The following is an 18,092-nucleotide window of genomic DNA, read 5'->3' on the forward strand; positions in this document are numbered from 1 at the left end:
AATGATAAATGTCACCTCACTCACAGAGGCAATCCTATGAATAGCTCGACAAATGCAACAAAACGCTGGTGGTATATCATGCCTATCGTGTTTATCACCTATAGCCTGGCATACCTCGACCGCGCTAACTTCAGTTTCGCTTCAGCAGCCGGTATTACTGAAGATTTGGGCATCACCAAAGGTATCTCTTCCCTGCTGGGGGCGCTATTTTTCCTCGGCTACTTCTTTTTTCAGATCCCCGGCGCGATTTATGCCGAACGCCGCAGCGTACGCAAACTGATTTTTATCTGCCTGATTCTGTGGGGCGCCTGCGCCTCGCTGACCGGGATGGTGCACAATATCCCGGCGCTGGCGGCAATCCGCTTTATTCTTGGCGTCGTAGAGGCGGCGGTAATGCCCGCGATGCTGATTTATATCAGCAACTGGTTTACCAAATCCGAACGTTCTCGCGCCAATACGTTCCTGATCCTCGGCAATCCGGTAACGGTGCTGTGGATGTCGGTTGTGTCCGGTTACCTGATTCAGTCTTTCGGCTGGCGGGAAATGTTCATCTTTGAAGGTGTACCGGCGATTATCTGGGCATGCTGCTGGTGGGTACTGGTGAAGGATAAACCGTCCCAGGTCAACTGGCTGGCGGAAAGCGAAAAAGCCGCGCTGCAGGAACAACTGGAACGTGAACAACAGGGCATCAAACCGATACGCAACTACGGTGAAGCTTTCCGCTCGCGTAACGTTGTGCTGCTGTGTATGCAGTATTTTGCCTGGAGCATCGGGGTTTACGGTTTCGTCCTGTGGCTACCGTCGATTATCCGCAGCGGCGGCGAGAATATGGGGATGGTTGAGGTCGGCTGGCTCTCTTCGGTTCCTTATCTGGCGGCGACCATCGCCATGATCGTGGTGTCATGGGCCTCCGATAAGATGCAGAATCGCAAGCTGTTTGTCTGGCCGCTACTGCTGATTGGCGGGCTGGCGTTTATCGGCTCCTGGGCCGTCGGCGCCCACCATTTCTGGGTTTCCTATTCGTTACTGGTGATTGCCGGTGCGGCGATGTACGCCCCATACGGGCCTTTCTTCGCCATCATCCCTGAAATGCTGCCGCGTAACGTTGCCGGGGGTGCGATGGCGCTGATCAACAGCATGGGCGCCCTGGGGTCTTTCTTCGGTTCCTGGTTTGTGGGCTATCTGAATGGCACTACCGGTAGCCCGTCCGCATCGTACATTTTTATGGGAGTGGCGCTTTTCGCTTCGGTATGGCTTACTCTGATTGTTAAGCCTGCTAATAATCAAAAAATTCCGCTTGGCGCACGTCACGCCTGAAACCTTCACATAATGGAGATCCGCATGAAGCCGTCAGTTATTCTCTACAAAACGCTTCCCGACGACCTGCAACAGCGTCTGGAACAACACTTTACCGTGACTCAGGTGAAAAACCTGAATCCGGAGACCGTTTCACAACATGCCGCCGCCTTTGCTGAAGCGGTGGGTCTGCTGGGCGCCAGCGAAAAAGTCGATACCGCGTTACTGGAGAACATGCCGAAGCTTCGTGCAACCTCAACCATCTCCGTCGGCTATGACAACTTCGACGTTGATGCCCTGAATGCACGTAAAATATTACTGATGCACACCCCGACGGTGTTGACCGAAACCGTGGCCGATACCGTGATGGCGCTGATTTTAAGTACCGCGCGTCGGGTGGTTGAAGTCGCCGACCGCGTAAAAGCCGGGGAGTGGACGAAAAGCATTGGCCCGGACTGGTTTGGTAACGATGTGCATCATAAAACCCTGGGCATCGTCGGCATGGGGCGTATCGGGATGGCGCTCGCCCAGCGCGCGCATGCGGGTTTCGGCATGCCGATTCTCTACAACGCTCGTCGCCAGCACCCGCAGGCGGAAGAGCGGTTTAATGCCCGCTATTGCGATCTCGATACGTTGTTGCAGGAAGCCGATTTTGTCTGCCTGATCCTGCCGCTGACTGACGAGACGTATCACCTGTTTGGCAAAGCGCAGTTCGCCAGGATGAAGTCCTCCGCCATCTTTATTAACGCCGGTCGTGGCGCCGTGGTTGACGAGAAATCGCTGATTGCCGCCCTACAGGAAGGGAAAATTTATGCTGCCGGACTGGACGTGTTCGAACAAGAACCGCTGGCGAAAGATTCTCCGCTGCTAAGTCTGCCAAACGTCGTTGCGTTGCCGCATATAGGCTCCGCAACCCACGAGACTCGTTACAATATGGCGGCCTGCGCGGTGGATAATCTGATTGATGCCCTGAACGGCAAAGTCGAGAAGAACTGCGTTAATCCGCACGTGAAGTGAGAAACAGCAATCCCGGATAAAGCAGACGCCTTACCCGGGAGATCTGACCACTTAGCGCGTCGCGTTCACCGCCGCGGTCCACGCCTGATTAAAAGCCTGGTGCTGCGCGGGCAAGGGCCCGACCAGCGTATTATACTGGCTGGCCTGCTGTGAAGTCGGGAACTGAATGCCGTTGGCGACGAAGCTGACCTGCGTCCCCTGTTGGGCAATAAAATCACCGACCTGCACCAGTTGCCGGGTGAAGACCTGCGCCACCGGGATCAGCGGCTGCAGCGCATTCGCTGGCGTCGTCACGACTTTATTATAAACCTGGTCGAAGACCGGCTTCAGATCGTCGCTCTGTTTCAGCGCGCCGTGAGCGGCATCGGCCTGCATTTTTGCGTTTTCCAGTTGCTGGCTCAGAACGCCCAGCGCGCCGTTTGCCTGACGCAGCGGTTCGCGTTGAGTCACATAATCCTGCGGCACGCGAATCGCATTCACGCTATCCACCACCGGACGCAACCCCGCATCCATCGCCTGACTCACCTGCTGTGAATAACCGTAAATCACCGCGTAATCGGAAACGAAAGGTCCGAACTGTTTTTTCTGATCGGCGGTCAGCGTCGGCAGACGTTCGCCGCTACGCATTGCCGTATTTTGCAGGAAGTCGATGAACGCTTTGCGCTGATCGCCTTCTTTATCGAAACACCCACTCAGGCTAACCACCATTAACAGGGCTGCAATAGCCGCAAACCAGCGAGAGCAGGACTTTCCTGTCGCCATTTTTTTACTCCTTTCAGCCAAAAAAAGCGCAAACAGGCACACACGTGCCAGCCGCTGACAAGGATAGTCCAGGTCAGCCTTACAGGATACCTTTTCCTGACAATCTTCCCCCTTAAAAAGCAGGTATTCGGCCTTTGCGCCCCCACGACTATCGTCTGTTAAGTACATCACAATTACGGCTAGCGCTTAATGCTCGACAGAATTATTTAATTCACTGATTTTATTTGATTTACTAACCCTTCCCTTCTGACGGTTCGCGAAAACGGACGATAATCGCACGCTTACCGGCTGACCTGCATTGCCTGAAACAGAGTTCGATGATTTTATTAAATGAGGCGATTAACGACACTTCGTTCGATAATCGCACAGACAATATCAATGACCGCGAGGGTGATAACAATAATCTATCTCTGTCCCCCGCTCAGCCTGCCAGGAATGCCGTATGAAGAAGACAACCATCGATATTCAGGCTTTTATCAATGAACATCCCTTCACGAAATACCAGTGGATGATTCTGGCCTTATGTTTTATCACCGTCGCGATGGACGGGTTCGATACCGCGATAATCGGCTTTATTGCCTCTGACCTTGTGCAGGAATGGGGGGTTGAAAAGTCGGCGTTGGGCCCGGTAATGAGCGCCGCCCTGGTGGGACTTGCCGTCGGTGCGCTGACCGCTGGCCCTCTCGCCGACCGCATCGGACGTAAGAAAGTGTTGATTATGTCGATCATGGTTTTCGGCGGCTTCAGCCTGCTGACCGCCTTTGCCACCAGCCTCAATCAGCTGACGCTGCTGCGTTTTCTTACCGGTTTAGGGCTGGGGGCCGCGATGCCAAACGCCGCGACGCTGATGAGTGAATACGCGCCTGAACGACGCCGTGCCCTGATGGTCAACCTGATGTTTGTCGGTTTTCCGATGGGCTCGTCGATGGGAGGTTTCCTCTCCGCCTGGATGATCCCCCACTACGGCTGGCAGAGCGTACTGGTGCTTGGCGGCGTGATGCCGCTGCTGCTGGCGGTTGCGCTGCTCTTTCTCCTGCCGGAATCAGCACGATATATGGTCGTTAAACAACAGCCTGCCCGGCGTATCGCCGCCGTTTTGCGCCGTATCGCGCCCGTTCCTGAGCAAGCCGAATTTGAGTTACGGGAAGCAGGACAGGTAAAAGAGAAATCGGCCATCGGGGTTATTTTCTCACCGCGCTATGCCATCGGTACCATAATGCTGTGCCTGACCTACTTTATGGGTCTGCTGATCTTTTATTTACTCACCAGTTGGCTCCCGCTGCTGATTCGCGAAACCGGCGCAACCATGAGCCAGGCCTCGATTATTACCGCGCTGTTCCCGCTGGGAGGCGGTATTGGCGTGCTTATCCTCGGCGCGTTGATGGATAAGATCAATCCGAACAAAGTGGTTGCCGTGGGCTGGCTGTTAACCGGAATATTCGTTTGCCTGGTTGGTTTCTCAACCCACAGCCTGCTGCTGATGGGGGTGATGGTCTTTATCGCCGGCAGCATTATGAACGGCGCGCAATCATCCATGCCTGCGCTGGCCGCCGGATTTTATCCCACACAGGGGCGCGCGACCGGTGTTGCCTGGATGTTGGGGATTGGACGCTTCGGCGGGATTCTTGGCGCGTTCAGCGGCGCTTTCTTGATGCAGGCCCAGCTCTCCTTCGAAACCATTTTCTCTCTGCTGGCGATCCCGGCCTTCTTGTCCGCCATTGCGCTGCTGGTGAAATACAAACTGGGTCAACAAAAGCCGCAGACGTTACCGCGTGAAGTTGATAAGCTGCAAAAAGCATAATCGGCAGGCCAGCGAGACAACGCTGGCCTTTATCCTTTTCTTCTTACCTATACGCTAAATAATTCGAGTTGCAGGACAAAACGGTTAACCGTTTTGAACGTCGCGAAGCGACGGCCCGTAGGCCGAGTTTGATGGATGAGACGCGTCACGCAAAAGCCAACACACCTGCAACTTGAAGTATGACCAGTTTATTTACAATAATTTTCTAACCTGGCTCATTTAGATACTAATCATCGCCTTACCTCACTCAGACAGCCCGTAAAAAAATCGGCGGATACATAATGACCAGGATAAGCATTCTTTGCGTTTTTTTTCCGACTATTCTTAAGAGGCTCTACAAAATTCACCCTCCGCCGTATGATAGAGAGGAGTTCTCAATGGAATATAAAGATCCTGCGTTCGAACTACTAAGCAGCCTGGAACAAATTATTTTTAACGATCAGGCTCAGACCGTTTCCCTGACGCATAAGCCCGCTGTATTCAATGAATTTGAACAACTACGCAAAGGCACCGGCTTGAAAATAGATGATTTCGCCAATGCCATGGGCGTCAGCGTCGCGATGGTAAAAGAGTGGGAATCAAGACGCGTAAAACCCTCGATCACTGAACTCAAACTAATGCGCCTGATACAGGCAAATCCTCAGCTTTCAAGACAACTTATTGACTCATGATCTCAGGTAAAGTTTGTTACGGTTAGCGGTCCTGGAAAGGACCGTTTTTATATCGCCGAAAAAAAAGTTTGCTATCACCGCCTGAAAATGCGTTAATGCTCCCCGGTTTGATGTAAAGACCACAGAGCATTCGAATAGAGCAGTCCTTCAAAGGTTATCCGTTGATAGATACCCCGGTAGTGAACTTTCCCTTTATCGCTTCAAATCTGTAGTCCAGACCATAACGCCGAAAGGCTCATTTATTTTTCTTAAAGGTAATTCACTATGTCCGGTAAAATGACTGGTATCGTAAAATGGTTCAACGCTGATAAAGGTTTCGGCTTCATCACTCCTGACGATGGCTCTAAAGACGTGTTCGTACACTTCTCCGCTATCCAGAACGATGGCTACAAATCCCTGGATGAAGGTCAGAAAGTTTCCTTCACCATCGAAAGCGGCGCTAAAGGCCCGGCAGCTGGTAACGTAACCAGCCTGTAATCTTGGCTTTATAAGCTCAGAATTGAAGATCCCTGCCAGTCGGCGGGGATTTTTTTTGCCTTTTTCCCCATAAAAAAACCTGCCAGATGGCAGGTCAGATTGCTGACAAAGTGCGTTTTTCCGGAATTGCCCGGCGGCGCTTCGCTTGCGCGGGCCTACGAAAAACCCATAACATGATGATATTATTGGTTTTACATGCCAGGTAAAGCGATAGCCGCCACCCGGCAGAAATGCGAGCACAATATCTAAATCAGGTTTGTCATCAGCCTCAAAACCTGCCAGATGGCAGGTTTTATTTTATTGCGACGAACTTACTGCAGCAGGGAAATATCCGCTACCTGCAGGAACAGATCGCGCAGTTTAGACAGCAACGTCAGACGGTTGATACGCACGTTCTGGTCTTCAGCGTTAACCATCACGTTTTCGAAAAACTCATCTACCGGCTCGCGCAAGGAAGCCAGTTCGATCAGCGCATCCTGGTAACGGCCTTCCGCGAAGTACGGCTGCAGTTTGTCGCGCAGTACCACCAGATTCCCCGCCAGTTTGATCTCCGCGGCTTCTTTCAGTACGGAAGCGTGGACGATATCGTTCAGCACTTCGTCGGACTTCGCCAGAATGTTGGAGACACGTTTGTTCGCCGCCGCCAGCGCGGAGGCTTCTTCCAGCGTGCGGAAGTGCGACACGGCCTTCATACGGGCATCGAAATCCGCCGGACGGGTCGGACGACGCGCCAGAACCGCCTGAATGGTGTCCACGGTGTAACCTTCATCCTGATACCAGGCGCGGAAACGACCGAGCATAAAGTCGATAACGTCATCCACCACATTCTCGTTGGTCAGCTTGTCGCCATACAGACGCGCGGCTTCTTCGGTCAGCGTTTGCAGATCCAGATTCAGGTTCTTCTCAACGATGATACGCAGCACGCCCAGCGCGGCACGACGCAGCGCGAACGGGTCTTTATCGCCTTTCGGATGCTGACCGATACCAAAGATACCCGCCAGCGTGTCCATCTTGTCGGCAATCGCCAGCGCGCAGGCAACCGGGTTAGACGGCAGGTCGTCACCAGCAAAGCGCGGCTGATACTGCTCGTTCAGCGCGACAGCCACATCTTCCGCTTCGCCGTCATGGCGCGCGTAGTGCATGCCCATCACGCCCTGCGTGTCGGTGAACTCAAACACCATGTTGGTCATCAGGTCACATTTCGACAGCAGGCCCGCACGGGTAGCGTGGTTAACATCCGCGCCAATTTGTGCGGCAATCCAGCCCGCCAGCGCCTGAATACGGTCGGTCTTGTCGCGCAGCGTACCCAGCTGTTGCTGGAACAGCACGGTTTGCAGACGCGGCAGGTTATCTTCCAGACGTTTTTTACGGTCGGTATTGAAGAAGAACTCGGCATCTGCCAGACGCGGACGTACCACCTTCTCATTACCGGAGATGATTTGCTGCGGATCTTTGGATTCGATGTTCGCCACGAAGATAAAGTTCGGCAACAGTTTGCCGTCTGCGGCGTAAACCGGGAAGTATTTCTGGTCGCCCTTCATGGTGTAAACCAGCGCTTCAGACGGCACCGCGAGGAATTTCTCTTCGAATGTCGCCGTCAGCACCACCGGCCATTCCACCAGCGACGTGACCTCTTCCAGCAGGCTCTCGCTCAGGTCAGCGTTACCGCCAATCTGACGCGCCGCTTCTTCTGCATCGGCTTTGATTTTCGCTTTACGCTCGGCGTAATCCGCAATCACTTTGCCGCGCTCACGCAGGATTTCAGGGTACTGATCGGCAGAGTCGAGGGTGATTTCCGGCTCGCCCATAAAGCGATGGCCGCGAATGACGCGATCGGACGGGATACCCAGAATCGTTGCCGGAATGAGCTTGTCGCCCAGCAGCAGCGTGACTGTGTGTACCGGACGCACAAAGTGAACGTCAGACGCGCCCCAGCGCATCAGTTTCGGAATCGGCAGCTTCGCCAGAGAGGTGGCAATCATGTTCGGTAGCAGCGCTTCGGTGCTTTCGCCTTTCACATGCGCGCGATACAGCAGCCATTCGCCTTTGTCTGTGGTCAGACGTTCAGCCTGATCCACGGTGATGCCGCAACCACGCGCCCAGCCTTCCGCCGCTTTACTCGGTTTGCCTTCCGCGTCAAACGCCTGGGCAATCGCCGGGCCGCGTTTTTCAACTTCGCGATCGGGTTGAGAAGCAGCAAGATTCGCCACTTTCAGCGCCAGACGGCGCGGTGCGGCGAACCACTCTACGTTGCCGTGTGCGAGGCCAGCGTTATCCAGCTCCGCAGTAACGTTCGCAGCAAAGGACTCCGCCAGGCTGCGCAGGGCTTTTGGTGGCAGCTCTTCAGTGCCGATTTCCACCAGAAAAGTTTTCTCAGACATGGCCGCCTCTTATTTGTCTTTGTTGCACATCGGGAAGCCAAGGGCTTCACGGGAAGCGTAGTAAGCTTCTGCCACTGCTTTGGTCAGGGTGCGAATGCGCAGGATGTAGCGCTGACGCTCGGTGACGGAGATGGCTTTACGCGCATCCAGCAGGTTAAAGCTATGGGCGGCTTTCAGAATACGCTCGTAAGCAGGCAGCGGCAGCGGGTTTTCCAGCGCCAGCAGTTGCTGTGCTTCTTTCTCATACTGTTCGAAACAGGTGAACAGGAAATCCACATCGGCGTATTCAAAGTTGTAGGTGGATTGCTCCACTTCATTCTGATGGAACACGTCGCCATAGGTGGTTTTACCCAGCGGGCCGTCGCTCCAGACCAGGTCGTAAACGCTGTCTACGCCCTGAATGTACATCGCAAGACGTTCCAGACCGTAGGTGATCTCACCGGTAACCGGCTTACACTCCAGACCGCCAACCTGCTGGAAGTAGGTGAACTGAGTTACTTCCATGCCGTTCAGCCACACTTCCCAGCCCAGACCCCAGGCGCCCAGCGTCGGGTTTTCCCAGTTATCTTCCACGAAACGGATATCGTGGATCGTCGGGTCCATCCCCAGCTCTTTCAGAGAACCGAGATACAGCTCCTGGATGTTATCCGGCGATGGCTTAATCACCACCTGGAACTGATAATAGTGCTGTAAACGGTTTGGGTTTTCGCCGTAGCGGCCATCGGTCGGACGACGAGAAGGCTGCACATAGGCGGTCGCCATCGGCTCTGGCCCCAGTGCGCGCAAGCAGGTCATTGGGTGAGAAGTCCCTGCGCCGACTTCCATGTCCAGTGGTTGAACAATGGTGCAGCCCTGACGAGCCCAGTAATCCTGTAAGGTCAGGATCAGGCCCTGGAAGGTCCTGGTATCAAACTTTTGCATATTATTTCGTGCTGGATACGTGTGGATTTAAAGGAAGGAGTCAGTATACCCGCTGGCTGCGAGATATACAGTATGAAACGGGATTGTTTAAGGAAAATTGCGGAAATTAACGCCGCCAGGTAGCTATTTAGCGCATCGAAAGATGCGAAAACTGACCGTCCTGATCAAAAGAGCAGATAAAACGCTCATTACGTTCAGTATGCCCTGAAAGCTCGTAGCTTCCCTGGAACTGGGCAAAATGGCTGACATCAATCTGCCCCACGCCTGTACGGTAACGAACGGCAGCATTGTCCTTGCACAGTTGTTCCATATTGAGGGTTATCTGTGGCGTTATCCGCGCGCTTTGTGTCTGCTGCGCTGGCGGAGGTGCCGTTTCGCTGCAAGCGGCAAGAAGGCACAACAGCAGTCCACAAAATACCGACTTCATCACCATTTTTTCTCGACCGCCTTGTTAGCAAGTTATTATCGTTAAGGTTATATGAAATAACATGATTATTGTGCGAATTGCGCCCCGCCCCGACAAGTCGATGGCGAAAAACTCAGATTATTCCACTGCGATGCCAGCGGATAAGAGCAGTCAGACCCTCTTTGGCAAGGGGATACCGAGGTACTGATGCAGGAAAAAATAAACTGGATTACCAATTTGCGCGGTATTGCCTGCCTGATGGTCGTGATGATTCACAGCACCGCGTGGTACATTACTCATCCGCACGCCATTAGCCTGCTGGCCTGGGATATGGCAAATTTGCTTAACTCGGCGTCCCGCGTCAGCGTACCGCTGTTTTTCATGATTTCAGGCTATCTGTTTTTCGGCGAGCGCAGCGCTCGCCCCCGGCATTTTCTGCGCATCGCGCTTTGCATTCTCTTTTACAGCGCGCTATCGCTGCTCTATATCACCCTGTTCACCCATATCAACGTCGAACAGTCGCTGAAGAATTTGCTGCAAAAGCCGGTGTTCTATCATCTGTGGTTTTTCTTCGCCATCGCCGTGATCTATCTGCTTTCGCCGCTGATTCAGGTCAAACAGGTTAGTGGCAAAATGCTACTGGCGCTGATGCTGGTGACCGGCATTATCGCGAATCCGAATATGGTGGCGGTGAAAGCGGGGGGAATAACGTGGCTGCCGATAAATCTCTACATTAACGGCGATACCTTTTACTACGTGCTGTACGGGGTGCTGGGACGCGCAATCGGTATGATGGACACCGACAAAAAAGGACTGACGCCACTCTGTGCTGCCCTTTTCATCGCGGCAGTATGGGGCATATCACGCGGTACGCTGCACGAACTGCGCTGGCGCGGCGATTTTGGCGATACCTGGTATTTATACTGCGGCCCGGCGGTTTTTGTCTGCGCGATAACCCTGCTGACGCTGGTCAAAAATACGCTGAATACGCGCCCGATACCGATAATTGCGCCGATCGCGCGGCACTCCTTAGGTATTTACGGTTTTCATGCGCTAATTATCCACGCATTGCGCGCCAGCGGGCTGGAAATCACCCGCTGGCCGTTCCTCGACATTGCCTGGATATTCAGCGCAGCGCTGCTGGGAAGCCTGCTGCTATCAGCCCTGGTTCAACGGTTCGATCGCCGTCGCCTGTTGAGTTAAGCACAGGCGAAAGTATCAGGACATCAACGGTAAGAGCTGCTGATAAATCTGCCGGAAGGTTTCCCGACGCAGAGCGTAACGGGCAAAACGGTCGGCATCCGGACGATGGGCCTGCTCCAGAGGCAACTGCGGGAGCAAATCGGAGAAGGCGACATGTTTATGCAACGCCAGTTGCGCCAGTCTTGCCGCGCCAAGCGCCGGTCCAACATCTCCGCCGGTACGGAAATCAAGCTGCTGGCCGCTAATATCCGCCAGCATCTGCCGCCAGTACGCGCTGCGCGCGCCGCCGCCAATCAGAGTCACACTCTGCGGTTGAATGCCGCAGGCGTGAACCACATCCATGCCATCCGCCAGGGCATAACCGACGCCTTCCAGCACCGCTCGCGCCAGTTCAGCCGCACCATGCTGATGGGTCAGACCGAAAAATACGCCTTTCGCCTGCGGATTATTGTGCGGCGTGCGTTCGCCGGATAAGTAAGGCAGAAACCAGACCGGATCGACACCGTCATTCGCCGATTCCGCCGCCGCGAGTAGCGCGGGAACCGTGCCGAGACCGGTTAGCTTCGCAGCCCAATCGAGGCAGGACGCCGCGCTCAGCATGACCGACATCAAATGCCAGCGTCCGGGCAGCGCGTGGCAGAAACTGTGAACGGCGCTTTCCGGCTTGCTAAGAAATCCGTCGCTGACGGCAAAATAGACGCCGGAGGTCCCCAGCGACAGCATCGCCTGACCAGCATCCGCCATTCCCACACCAACCGCGCCCGCAGCGTTGTCGCCACCACCGGCCACCACCAGCGCTTCCGGCATATTCCATGATTGTGCGACCGCAGGGCGAAGCGCCCCCGTAACGTCACAGCCTTCGAACAGCGCCGGCATGTTAGCGCGGCTCAGGCCGCAAGCAGCGAGCATCTCGTCGCTCCAGTCACGGCGCGCCACGTCCATCCACATCGTTCCGGCCGCATCAGACATATCGCTGGCAAACTCGCCGGTCATCCGTAAACGTAAATAATCTTTTGGCAGTAAAACTTTATCGATCTGGCGGAAGATTTCCGGTTCATGGCGTTGAACCCACAGCAGCTTCGGCGCAGTAAATCCAGGCATCATCAGATTGCCGGTTATCTGCCGCGAGCGGCTGACTTTCTCTTCTAATAACGCGCACTCTTCGCCGCAGCGGCCGTCATTCCATAAAATCGCCGGGCGTAGAACGCGTTGTTGCTTATCCAGCAGCGTCGCGCCGTGCATCTGCCCGGCAATACCGACTGCTTTAACATCGCGCAGAGAGTGCTGCGCGCCCAGCGCTCTCATTGCGCTGTCCGTCGCCAGCCACCAGTGTTCGGGATCCTGTTCAGACCACAACGGATGCGGACGCGAGACGCTCAGTTTTTCGCTATGCGAAGCCACAACGTCTCCCTGCTCATTAAGCAGAATGGCCTTGACCCCCGAGGTGCCCAGATCAATTCCGATATACATACAGCCTCTCCTTAACTGGCGCGAATAAAATAGAGCCACTGTTATAACAAATGCCCGGACTGGCCGGGCATCATCATTAATTATCAAACAGATAACGGTTAACCACGTTCTCCAGCAGCTCCTGATGACCGCTGTGATGCTGCGGCGCCAGGTTGTGCTGAATCGCATACCGGGCAATATCGGCGAGATCCATCTGGCCCTTGAGGATTTGCTGACCCAGTTCGCCATTCCAGCCGGCATAGCGTTTGGCGACACGCTTATCCAGTTCACCGCCTTCAATCATGCGGGCCGCCACTTTCAAGGCCAGCGCCATGGTATCCATCGCGCCAATGTGGCCGTAGAACAGATCGTATTTATCGGTGCTCTGACGACGAACTTTAGCATCAAAGTTCAGGCCGCCGGTGGTAAAGCCGCCCGCCTTAAGGATTTCGTACATCACCAGCGCGTTTTCTTCGACGCTGTTCGGGAACTGGTCGGTATCCCAACCCAGCTGCGGATCGCCGCGGTTCGCGTCGACAGAGCCAAACAGACCGAGGGCGATCGCCGTGGCAATTTCGTGATGGAAAGTATGGCCTGCCAGCGTCGCGTGGTTAGCTTCAATGTTCAGTTTGATCTCTTTTTCCAGGCCAAACTGCTTGAGAAACCCATACACGGTGGATGCGTCGTAATCATACTGATGCTTGGTGGGCTCCTGCGGCTTGGGCTCAATCAGCAGCGTTCCCTGGAAGCCAATTTTGTGTTTGTGTTCAACCACCATTTGCATAAAGCGGCCGATCTGTTCGCGTTCCTGTCTCAGGTCGGTATTCAGCAGCGTTTCATAACCTTCACGACCGCCCCACAGAACGTAGTTTTCGCCGCCCAGTTTATGGGTTGCCTCCATCGCCGTCACGACCTGCGTCGCCGCCCAGCTGAACACTTCAGGGTCCGGGTTTGTAGCCGCGCCAGCGCCGTAACGCGGGTGAGTAAAGCAGTTCGCCGTGCCCCACAGCAGCCTGACACCGCTCTGCTGCTGTTTCGCCGCCAGAACATCAACCATCTGCGCAAAGTTATTAACGTACTCTTTCAGCGACGCGCCTTCCGGAGAAACATCAACATCATGGAAACAGTAATAGGGAATGTTCAGTTTGTGAAAAAACTCAAACGCGACATCAGCTTTACGTTTCGCCATCTCCAGCGCTTCACCCGGCTGCTGCCACGGACGGTCGAAAGAACCGACGCCGAACATATCAGCGCCATTCCAGCAGAAAGTGTGCCAGTAGCAGGCCGCAAAGCGCAGGTGCTCTTCCATACGTTTACCCAGAACCAACTCATCCGGGTTGTAATGACGAAAAGCCAGTGGATTAGCGGATTTCGGGCCTTCATAACGAACGCGATCGAGTTGATCGAAATAGGTCTGCATAATGAGCTCCATATTCAGGGGTGCGGCGAGGAATAAGTCATAGCCCAATATAGAATTCTCTTTTTAGTTTCCTCAATTACGTTATTTCACACCGTAATTGAGAGAATCCACAAACGTGCGCCAGGTCGCAAAAATAATACCTGACGCTCTGATTTTGCTACTGACATATAGAGAGTACGATGAAATAGGCGGATCATTGATTATTAAAATAAGATCGCGATCATAAATTCACAAATAAACAAAATTTCATAACTCTAAAATAAGCATAGATAATTGCCAAGGTTCTTTCCTGGGTTAAGAATCCGCAGTGTCAATGTGTATCAGGCCGCTTCGTTTTATCGTTCGTTTATCCTGCACTCTACAGAAAAGGTGTTATTATTATGAAGATAAAGAACCTTTGTCTAACGCTCTGCGCCTCACTCCTCCTGACCAGCCTGTCGGGTATCGCGAAAGAAGTTAAAATAGGTATGGCTATTGATGACCTGCGTCTTGAACGCTGGCAAAAAGATCGCGATATTTTTGTCAACAAAGCAGAATCATTAGGCGCAAAAGTATTTGTTCAGTCAGCCAATGGCAACGAAGAAACGCAAATGTCGCAAATTGAAAATATGATCAATCGCGGCGTCGATGTTCTGGTTATTATTCCCTATAACGGCCAGGTACTGAGTAATGTCATTAAGGAGGCCAAACAGGAAGGAATTAAGGTCCTGGCCTACGATCGTCTTATTAATAATGCAGATATTGATTTTTATATCTCTTTTAATAACGAAAAAGTGGGGGAAATGCAGGCCCAAAGCCTGGTCGATAAAGTGCCTCAGGGTAATTATTTTCTGATGGGCGGGTCACCCGTTGATAATAACGCGAAGCTTTTCCGCGCCGGGCAAATGAAGGTCCTTAAACCCTATATTGATGCCGGGAAAATTAAGATCGTTGGCGATCAGTGGGTCGACGGCTGGTTGCCAGAAAATGCATTGAAAATCATGGAAAATGCCCTGACCGCCAACAATAACAAAATTGATGCGGTCGTCGCCTCTAACGATGCCACCGCCGGCGGCGCCATTCAGGCCTTAAGCGCCCAGGGGCTGGCGGGTAAAGTGGCGATTTCTGGCCAGGATGCCGACCTCGCCGGTGTGAAACGCATTATCGCCGGAACCCAGACGATGACCGTCTACAAGCCGATTACCACCCTTGCCACCACTGCGGCGGAGATCGCCGTCGAACTGGGTAACGATAAACAGCCGAAGGCCGACACCACGCTCAATAATGGGCTAAAAGATGTCCCATCACGACTGCTGACGCCTATTGAGGTGAATAAAGACAATATAGAGCAGACGGTAATTAAAGACGGCTTCCACAAAAAGAGCGAGCTGTGAACGCAGGCGCCCCTTTCCGGGGCGCTAACCTCATCCAGCCGGATATTGCTGATGCGGAGTAGATATGTCCTGGTTACTTGAAATGAAAAACATTAGCAAAACCTTCGGCACAGTGAAGGCGATTGATAATGTCAGCCTGCGGCTTAACGCCGGGGAAGTGGTCTCGTTATGTGGAGAAAACGGTTCAGGTAAATCCACACTCATGAAGGTACTTTGTGGGATATATCCGCACGGTACCTATGAAGGCGAAATTATTTTTTCCGGGGAAACCCTACGGCCTGGCCATATTCGCGATACCGAACGCAAAGGGATCGCCATCATTCATCAGGAGCTGGCGCTGGTAAAACATCTGACGGTCCTGGAAAATATTTTCCTCGGCGTGGAAATTTCCCGCCATGGTCTGCTGGATTATGAAACCATGACCTTACGCTGCGAGAAGCTGCTGGCCCAGGTCAATTTATCCATTTCTCCTGATACTCGCGTCGGAGATTTAGGCCTCGGCCAGCAGCAGCTGGTTGAAATAGCCAAGGCATTGAACAAGCAGGTGCGGTTGTTAATACTTGATGAACCCACCGCCTCCTTAACCGAACAAGAAACGGCGATTTTGCTGAACATTATTCGCGATCTGCAAAACCACGGTATCGCCTGTATTTACATTTCTCACAAACTCAATGAAGTCAAAGCCATCTCTGACACGATTTGCGTCATTCGCGACGGACAGCATATCGGCACTCGTCATGCTGACGGCATGAATGAAGATGACATTATCACCATGATGGTTGGTCGGGAGCTTACCGCCCTCTATCCAAATGAAGCCCACCGCTGCGGTGACGAAATCCTGCGAGTGGAAAACTTAACCGCCTGGCATCCGGTCAACCGCCATATTAAACGGGTCAACGACATCTCTTTTTCATTACGCCGTGGTGAAATTCTGGGCATCGCAGGGCTGGTTGGCGCGGGGCGCACCGAAGCGGTTCAGTGTCTGTTTGGCGTCTGGCCGGGCCGCTGGCAGGGAAAAATCTTTATTGACGGCCAGCAGGTCAACATTCACACCTGCCAGCAAGCCATCGCGCAGGGCATTGCCATGGTGCCTGAAGACAGAAAAAAGGATGGTATCGTGCCGGTGATGGCGGTAGGCAAAAACATCACCCTCGCCGCCCTGAATCAGTTTACCGGCCCGATGAGCAGCCTTGACGACGCCGGCGAGCAGCACTGCATTCAGCAATCCATCCAGCGCCTCAAAATCAAAACCTCCTCACCGGAGCTGGCGATCGGTCGTCTCAGCGGCGGCAATCAGCAAAAGGCAATACTCGCCCGCTGTCTGCTGCTGAACCCACGCATTTTGATTCTTGATGAACCCACCCGCGGCATTGATATCGGTGCCAAGTACGAAATTTACAAGCTGATTAACCAACTGGTGCAACAGGGGATTGCCGTCATCGTCATTTCATCCGAGCTGCCCGAAGTGCTGGGACTAAGCGACCGGGTGCTGGTAATGCATGAAGGTAAACTGAAAGCCAATTTAATCAACCAGAACCTGACCCAGGAACAGGTGATGGAAGCCGCGCTGAGGAGCGAACGCCATGTCGAAGAACACGTCGTCTGAAATCAAACTCACCCCATCCGCCTCAGGCGCGCTGTCCGGACTCAAAGGGATGAACCTCCAGGTCTTCGTGATGATCGCCGCTATCGTGGCGATTATGCTGTTTTTCACCTGGACCACCGAAGGCGCTTATCTGAGCGCGCGCAATATCTCCAATCTGCTGCGCCAGACCGCCATCACCGGTATTCTCGCGGTTGGCATGGTATTTGTGATTATTTCCGCTGAAATCGATCTCTCCGTCGGATCGATGATGGGCCTGCTTGGTGGTGCGGCGGCGATTTTTGACGTCTGGTTCGGCTGGCCGTTACCGCTGACGATCGTGGTCACCCTGGCGCTTGGCCTGCTGCTGGGCGCCTGGAACGGTTGGTGGGTCGCCTATCGCAAAGTGCCTTCGTTTATCGTTACTCTCGCCGGTATGCTGGCGTTTCGCGGTATTCTGATAGGTATCACCAACGGGACCACCGTCTCCCCCACCAGCGCGGCAATGTCGCAAATTGGTCAAAGCTACCTGCCCGACGGTATTGGCTTTGCTATCGGCGTGGCAGGAATGGCTCTCTTTATCATCTGGCAATGGCGCAGTCGCATGCGGCGTCAGGCGTTAGGGCTGGCAACGCCGGCATCGGCCTTGACCGTGGGTCGCCAGACAATGACCGCCATTATCGTGCTGGGCGCTATCTGGCTGCTCAATGACTATCGCGGCGTACCGACGCCGGTACTGATTCTCACCGCGCTGCTGCTCGCCGGGATGTTTATGGCCACACGCACTGCTTTCGGGCGGCGCATCTACGCTATCGGCGGCAATCTGGAGGCCGCGCGTCTATCTGGTATTAGTGTTGAACGAACCAAGATGGCAGTATTTGCCATTAATGGCCTGATGGTGGCTATCGCCGGACTCATTCTTAGTTCGCGTCTGGGAGCCGGCTCGCCTTCTGCCGGTAACATCGCGGAACTGGATGCCATCGCCGCCTGCGTCATCGGTGGTACCAGCCTCGCGGGCGGCGTAGGCAGCGTTGCGGGGGCCGTAATGGGGGCGTTTATTATGTCCGCGCTGGACAACGGCATGAGCATGATGGACGTCGCCACATTCTGGCAGTACATCGTTAAAGGCGTCATTTTATTGTTGGCGGTATGGATGGATTCAGCAACGAAACGACGCAGTTGATAGTGGCGCGTTTCTCTTCTCCCTCGGGCCGCTTCGAGGGAGCGTTCAACAATAAACCTGCCCAGGTTCAAAAGAACAAGCAAAATCGTCCTCACAGGGAGATCTCTTAGGTACTGATCGCTTGAAATAACCCGGGCATTGGCCAGTATT

15 protein-coding genes are annotated in these 18,092 nt (G+C 53.8%); 9 read left to right on the top strand and 6 right to left on the bottom strand.

The window, feature by feature from the left end:
* The first annotated feature begins 36 nt into the window (after positions 1–36).
* Positions 37–1,317, top strand: a complete 1,281-nt coding sequence (locus tag FE839_RS04465; protein WP_138359546.1) for an MFS transporter — start codon at positions 37–39, stop codon at positions 1,315–1,317.
* A gap of 24 nt (positions 1,318–1,341) precedes the next feature.
* Positions 1,342–2,313: a glyoxylate/hydroxypyruvate reductase GhrB gene (gene ghrB, locus FE839_RS04470; protein ID WP_138359548.1), complete on the top strand. Its 972-nt coding sequence runs from the start codon at positions 1,342–1,344 to the stop codon at positions 2,311–2,313.
* A gap of 51 nt (positions 2,314–2,364) precedes the next feature.
* On the opposite strand, the gene FE839_RS04475 is transcribed toward ghrB, so the two are convergent.
* Positions 2,365–3,075: a DUF3053 domain-containing protein gene (locus FE839_RS04475; protein ID WP_138359550.1), complete on the bottom strand. Its 711-nt coding sequence runs from the start codon at positions 3,073–3,075 to the stop codon at positions 2,365–2,367.
* 442 nt (positions 3,076–3,517) lie between these two features.
* Here FE839_RS04475 and FE839_RS04480 point away from each other — a divergent pair, with 442 nt between their 5' ends.
* The 3 genes from FE839_RS04480 (at position 3,518) to cspE (ending at position 6,024) form a co-directional block, all read left to right on the top strand.
* Entirely contained in the window at positions 3,518–4,876 is a 1,359-nt protein-coding gene (locus FE839_RS04480) for an MFS transporter (protein WP_138359552.1), read from the top strand.
* 377 nt (positions 4,877–5,253) lie between these two features.
* Positions 5,254–5,547: an HTH-type transcriptional regulator gene (locus FE839_RS04485; protein WP_138359554.1), complete on the top strand. Its 294-nt coding sequence runs from the start codon at positions 5,254–5,256 to the stop codon at positions 5,545–5,547.
* Positions 5,548–5,811: 264 nt separating this feature from the next.
* The gene (cspE, locus tag FE839_RS04490; RefSeq protein WP_000014594.1) at positions 5,812–6,024 is read left to right on the top strand and encodes a transcription antiterminator/RNA stability regulator CspE; all 213 of its coding nucleotides are present in this window, start codon (positions 5,812–5,814) and stop codon (positions 6,022–6,024) included.
* Positions 6,025–6,335: 311 nt separating this feature from the next.
* On the opposite strand, the gene glyS is transcribed toward cspE, so the two are convergent.
* The 3 genes from glyS to FE839_RS04505 all read right to left on the bottom strand — a co-directional run bounded on the left by glyS (position 6,336) and on the right by FE839_RS04505 (position 9,759).
* On the bottom strand, positions 6,336–8,405 hold the full coding sequence (gene glyS, locus FE839_RS04495) for a glycine--tRNA ligase subunit beta (protein ID WP_138359556.1): 2,070 nt from the start codon (positions 8,403–8,405) through the stop codon (positions 6,336–6,338).
* Between the two features lie 9 nt (positions 8,406–8,414).
* Complete coding sequence (glyQ, locus tag FE839_RS04500; protein ID WP_001168551.1) at positions 8,415–9,326, bottom strand: glycine--tRNA ligase subunit alpha; 912 nt, start codon at positions 9,324–9,326, stop codon at positions 8,415–8,417.
* Between the two features lie 127 nt (positions 9,327–9,453).
* The gene (locus FE839_RS04505; RefSeq protein ID WP_138359558.1) at positions 9,454–9,759 is read right to left on the bottom strand and encodes a YsaB family lipoprotein; all 306 of its coding nucleotides are present in this window, start codon (positions 9,757–9,759) and stop codon (positions 9,454–9,456) included.
* Between the two features lie 180 nt (positions 9,760–9,939).
* Between FE839_RS04505 and FE839_RS04510 the strand changes: the two genes are divergently transcribed.
* Positions 9,940–10,935 carry an acyltransferase gene (locus tag FE839_RS04510; protein ID WP_138359560.1) on the top strand — a complete coding sequence of 332 codons (996 nt, stop codon included), beginning with the start codon at positions 9,940–9,942 and terminating at the stop codon, positions 10,933–10,935.
* A 15-nt stretch (positions 10,936–10,950) separates the two neighbouring features.
* Here FE839_RS04510 and xylB read toward each other — a convergent pair whose 3' ends face one another.
* Entirely contained in the window at positions 10,951–12,405 is a 1,455-nt protein-coding gene (xylB, locus tag FE839_RS04515) for a xylulokinase (RefSeq protein WP_138359562.1), read from the bottom strand.
* A 76-nt stretch (positions 12,406–12,481) separates the two neighbouring features.
* Positions 12,482–13,804, bottom strand: coding sequence for a xylose isomerase (xylA, locus tag FE839_RS04520; RefSeq protein ID WP_138359564.1), 1,323 nt, complete (start codon positions 13,802–13,804; stop codon positions 12,482–12,484).
* Between the two features lie 380 nt (positions 13,805–14,184).
* Here xylA and xylF point away from each other — a divergent pair, with 380 nt between their 5' ends.
* The 3 genes from xylF (at position 14,185) to xylH (ending at position 17,942) form a co-directional block, all read left to right on the top strand.
* The gene (xylF, locus tag FE839_RS04525; RefSeq protein WP_138359566.1) at positions 14,185–15,177 is read left to right on the top strand and encodes a D-xylose ABC transporter substrate-binding protein; all 993 of its coding nucleotides are present in this window, start codon (positions 14,185–14,187) and stop codon (positions 15,175–15,177) included.
* Between the two features lie 64 nt (positions 15,178–15,241).
* The gene (locus tag FE839_RS04530) at positions 15,242–16,783 is read left to right on the top strand and encodes a xylose ABC transporter ATP-binding protein (RefSeq protein WP_138359568.1); all 1,542 of its coding nucleotides are present in this window, start codon (positions 15,242–15,244) and stop codon (positions 16,781–16,783) included.
* Positions 16,761–17,942 carry a xylose ABC transporter permease XylH gene (xylH, locus tag FE839_RS04535; protein WP_138359570.1) on the top strand — a complete coding sequence of 394 codons (1,182 nt, stop codon included), beginning with the start codon at positions 16,761–16,763 and terminating at the stop codon, positions 17,940–17,942. Before FE839_RS04530 ends, xylH begins: the two co-directional genes overlap by 23 nt.
* The last annotated feature ends 150 nt before the right edge of the window (positions 17,943–18,092 follow it).

It is taken from the genome of Klebsiella indica, from assembly GCF_005860775.1.
Taxonomy (GTDB): domain Bacteria; phylum Pseudomonadota; class Gammaproteobacteria; order Enterobacterales; family Enterobacteriaceae; genus Klebsiella; species Klebsiella indica.

What these genes read in the sequence shown, in the direction of transcription:
- FE839_RS04465 (WP_138359546.1), top strand. Translation starts at nt 37, where the DNA reads ATGAATAGCTCGACAAATGCAACAAAACGCTGGTGGTATATCATGCCT.
- ghrB (WP_138359548.1), top strand. Translation starts at nt 1,342, where the DNA reads ATGAAGCCGTCAGTTATTCTCTACAAAACGCTTCCCGACGACCTGCAA.
- FE839_RS04475 (WP_138359550.1), bottom strand. Translation starts at nt 3,075, where the DNA reads ATGGCGACAGGAAAGTCCTGCTCTCGCTGGTTTGCGGCTATTGCAGCC.
- FE839_RS04480 (WP_138359552.1), top strand. Translation starts at nt 3,518, where the DNA reads ATGAAGAAGACAACCATCGATATTCAGGCTTTTATCAATGAACATCCC.
- FE839_RS04485 (WP_138359554.1), top strand. Translation starts at nt 5,254, where the DNA reads ATGGAATATAAAGATCCTGCGTTCGAACTACTAAGCAGCCTGGAACAA.
- cspE (WP_000014594.1), top strand. Translation starts at nt 5,812, where the DNA reads ATGTCCGGTAAAATGACTGGTATCGTAAAATGGTTCAACGCTGATAAA.
- glyS (WP_138359556.1), bottom strand. Translation starts at nt 8,405, where the DNA reads ATGTCTGAGAAAACTTTTCTGGTGGAAATCGGCACTGAAGAGCTGCCA.
- glyQ (WP_001168551.1), bottom strand. Translation starts at nt 9,326, where the DNA reads ATGCAAAAGTTTGATACCAGGACCTTCCAGGGCCTGATCCTGACCTTA.
- FE839_RS04505 (WP_138359558.1), bottom strand. Translation starts at nt 9,759, where the DNA reads ATGGTGATGAAGTCGGTATTTTGTGGACTGCTGTTGTGCCTTCTTGCC.
- FE839_RS04510 (WP_138359560.1), top strand. Translation starts at nt 9,940, where the DNA reads ATGCAGGAAAAAATAAACTGGATTACCAATTTGCGCGGTATTGCCTGC.
- xylB (WP_138359562.1), bottom strand. Translation starts at nt 12,405, where the DNA reads ATGTATATCGGAATTGATCTGGGCACCTCGGGGGTCAAGGCCATTCTG.
- xylA (WP_138359564.1), bottom strand. Translation starts at nt 13,804, where the DNA reads ATGCAGACCTATTTCGATCAACTCGATCGCGTTCGTTATGAAGGCCCG.
- xylF (WP_138359566.1), top strand. Translation starts at nt 14,185, where the DNA reads ATGAAGATAAAGAACCTTTGTCTAACGCTCTGCGCCTCACTCCTCCTG.
- FE839_RS04530 (WP_138359568.1), top strand. Translation starts at nt 15,242, where the DNA reads ATGTCCTGGTTACTTGAAATGAAAAACATTAGCAAAACCTTCGGCACA.
- xylH (WP_138359570.1), top strand. Translation starts at nt 16,761, where the DNA reads ATGTCGAAGAACACGTCGTCTGAAATCAAACTCACCCCATCCGCCTCA.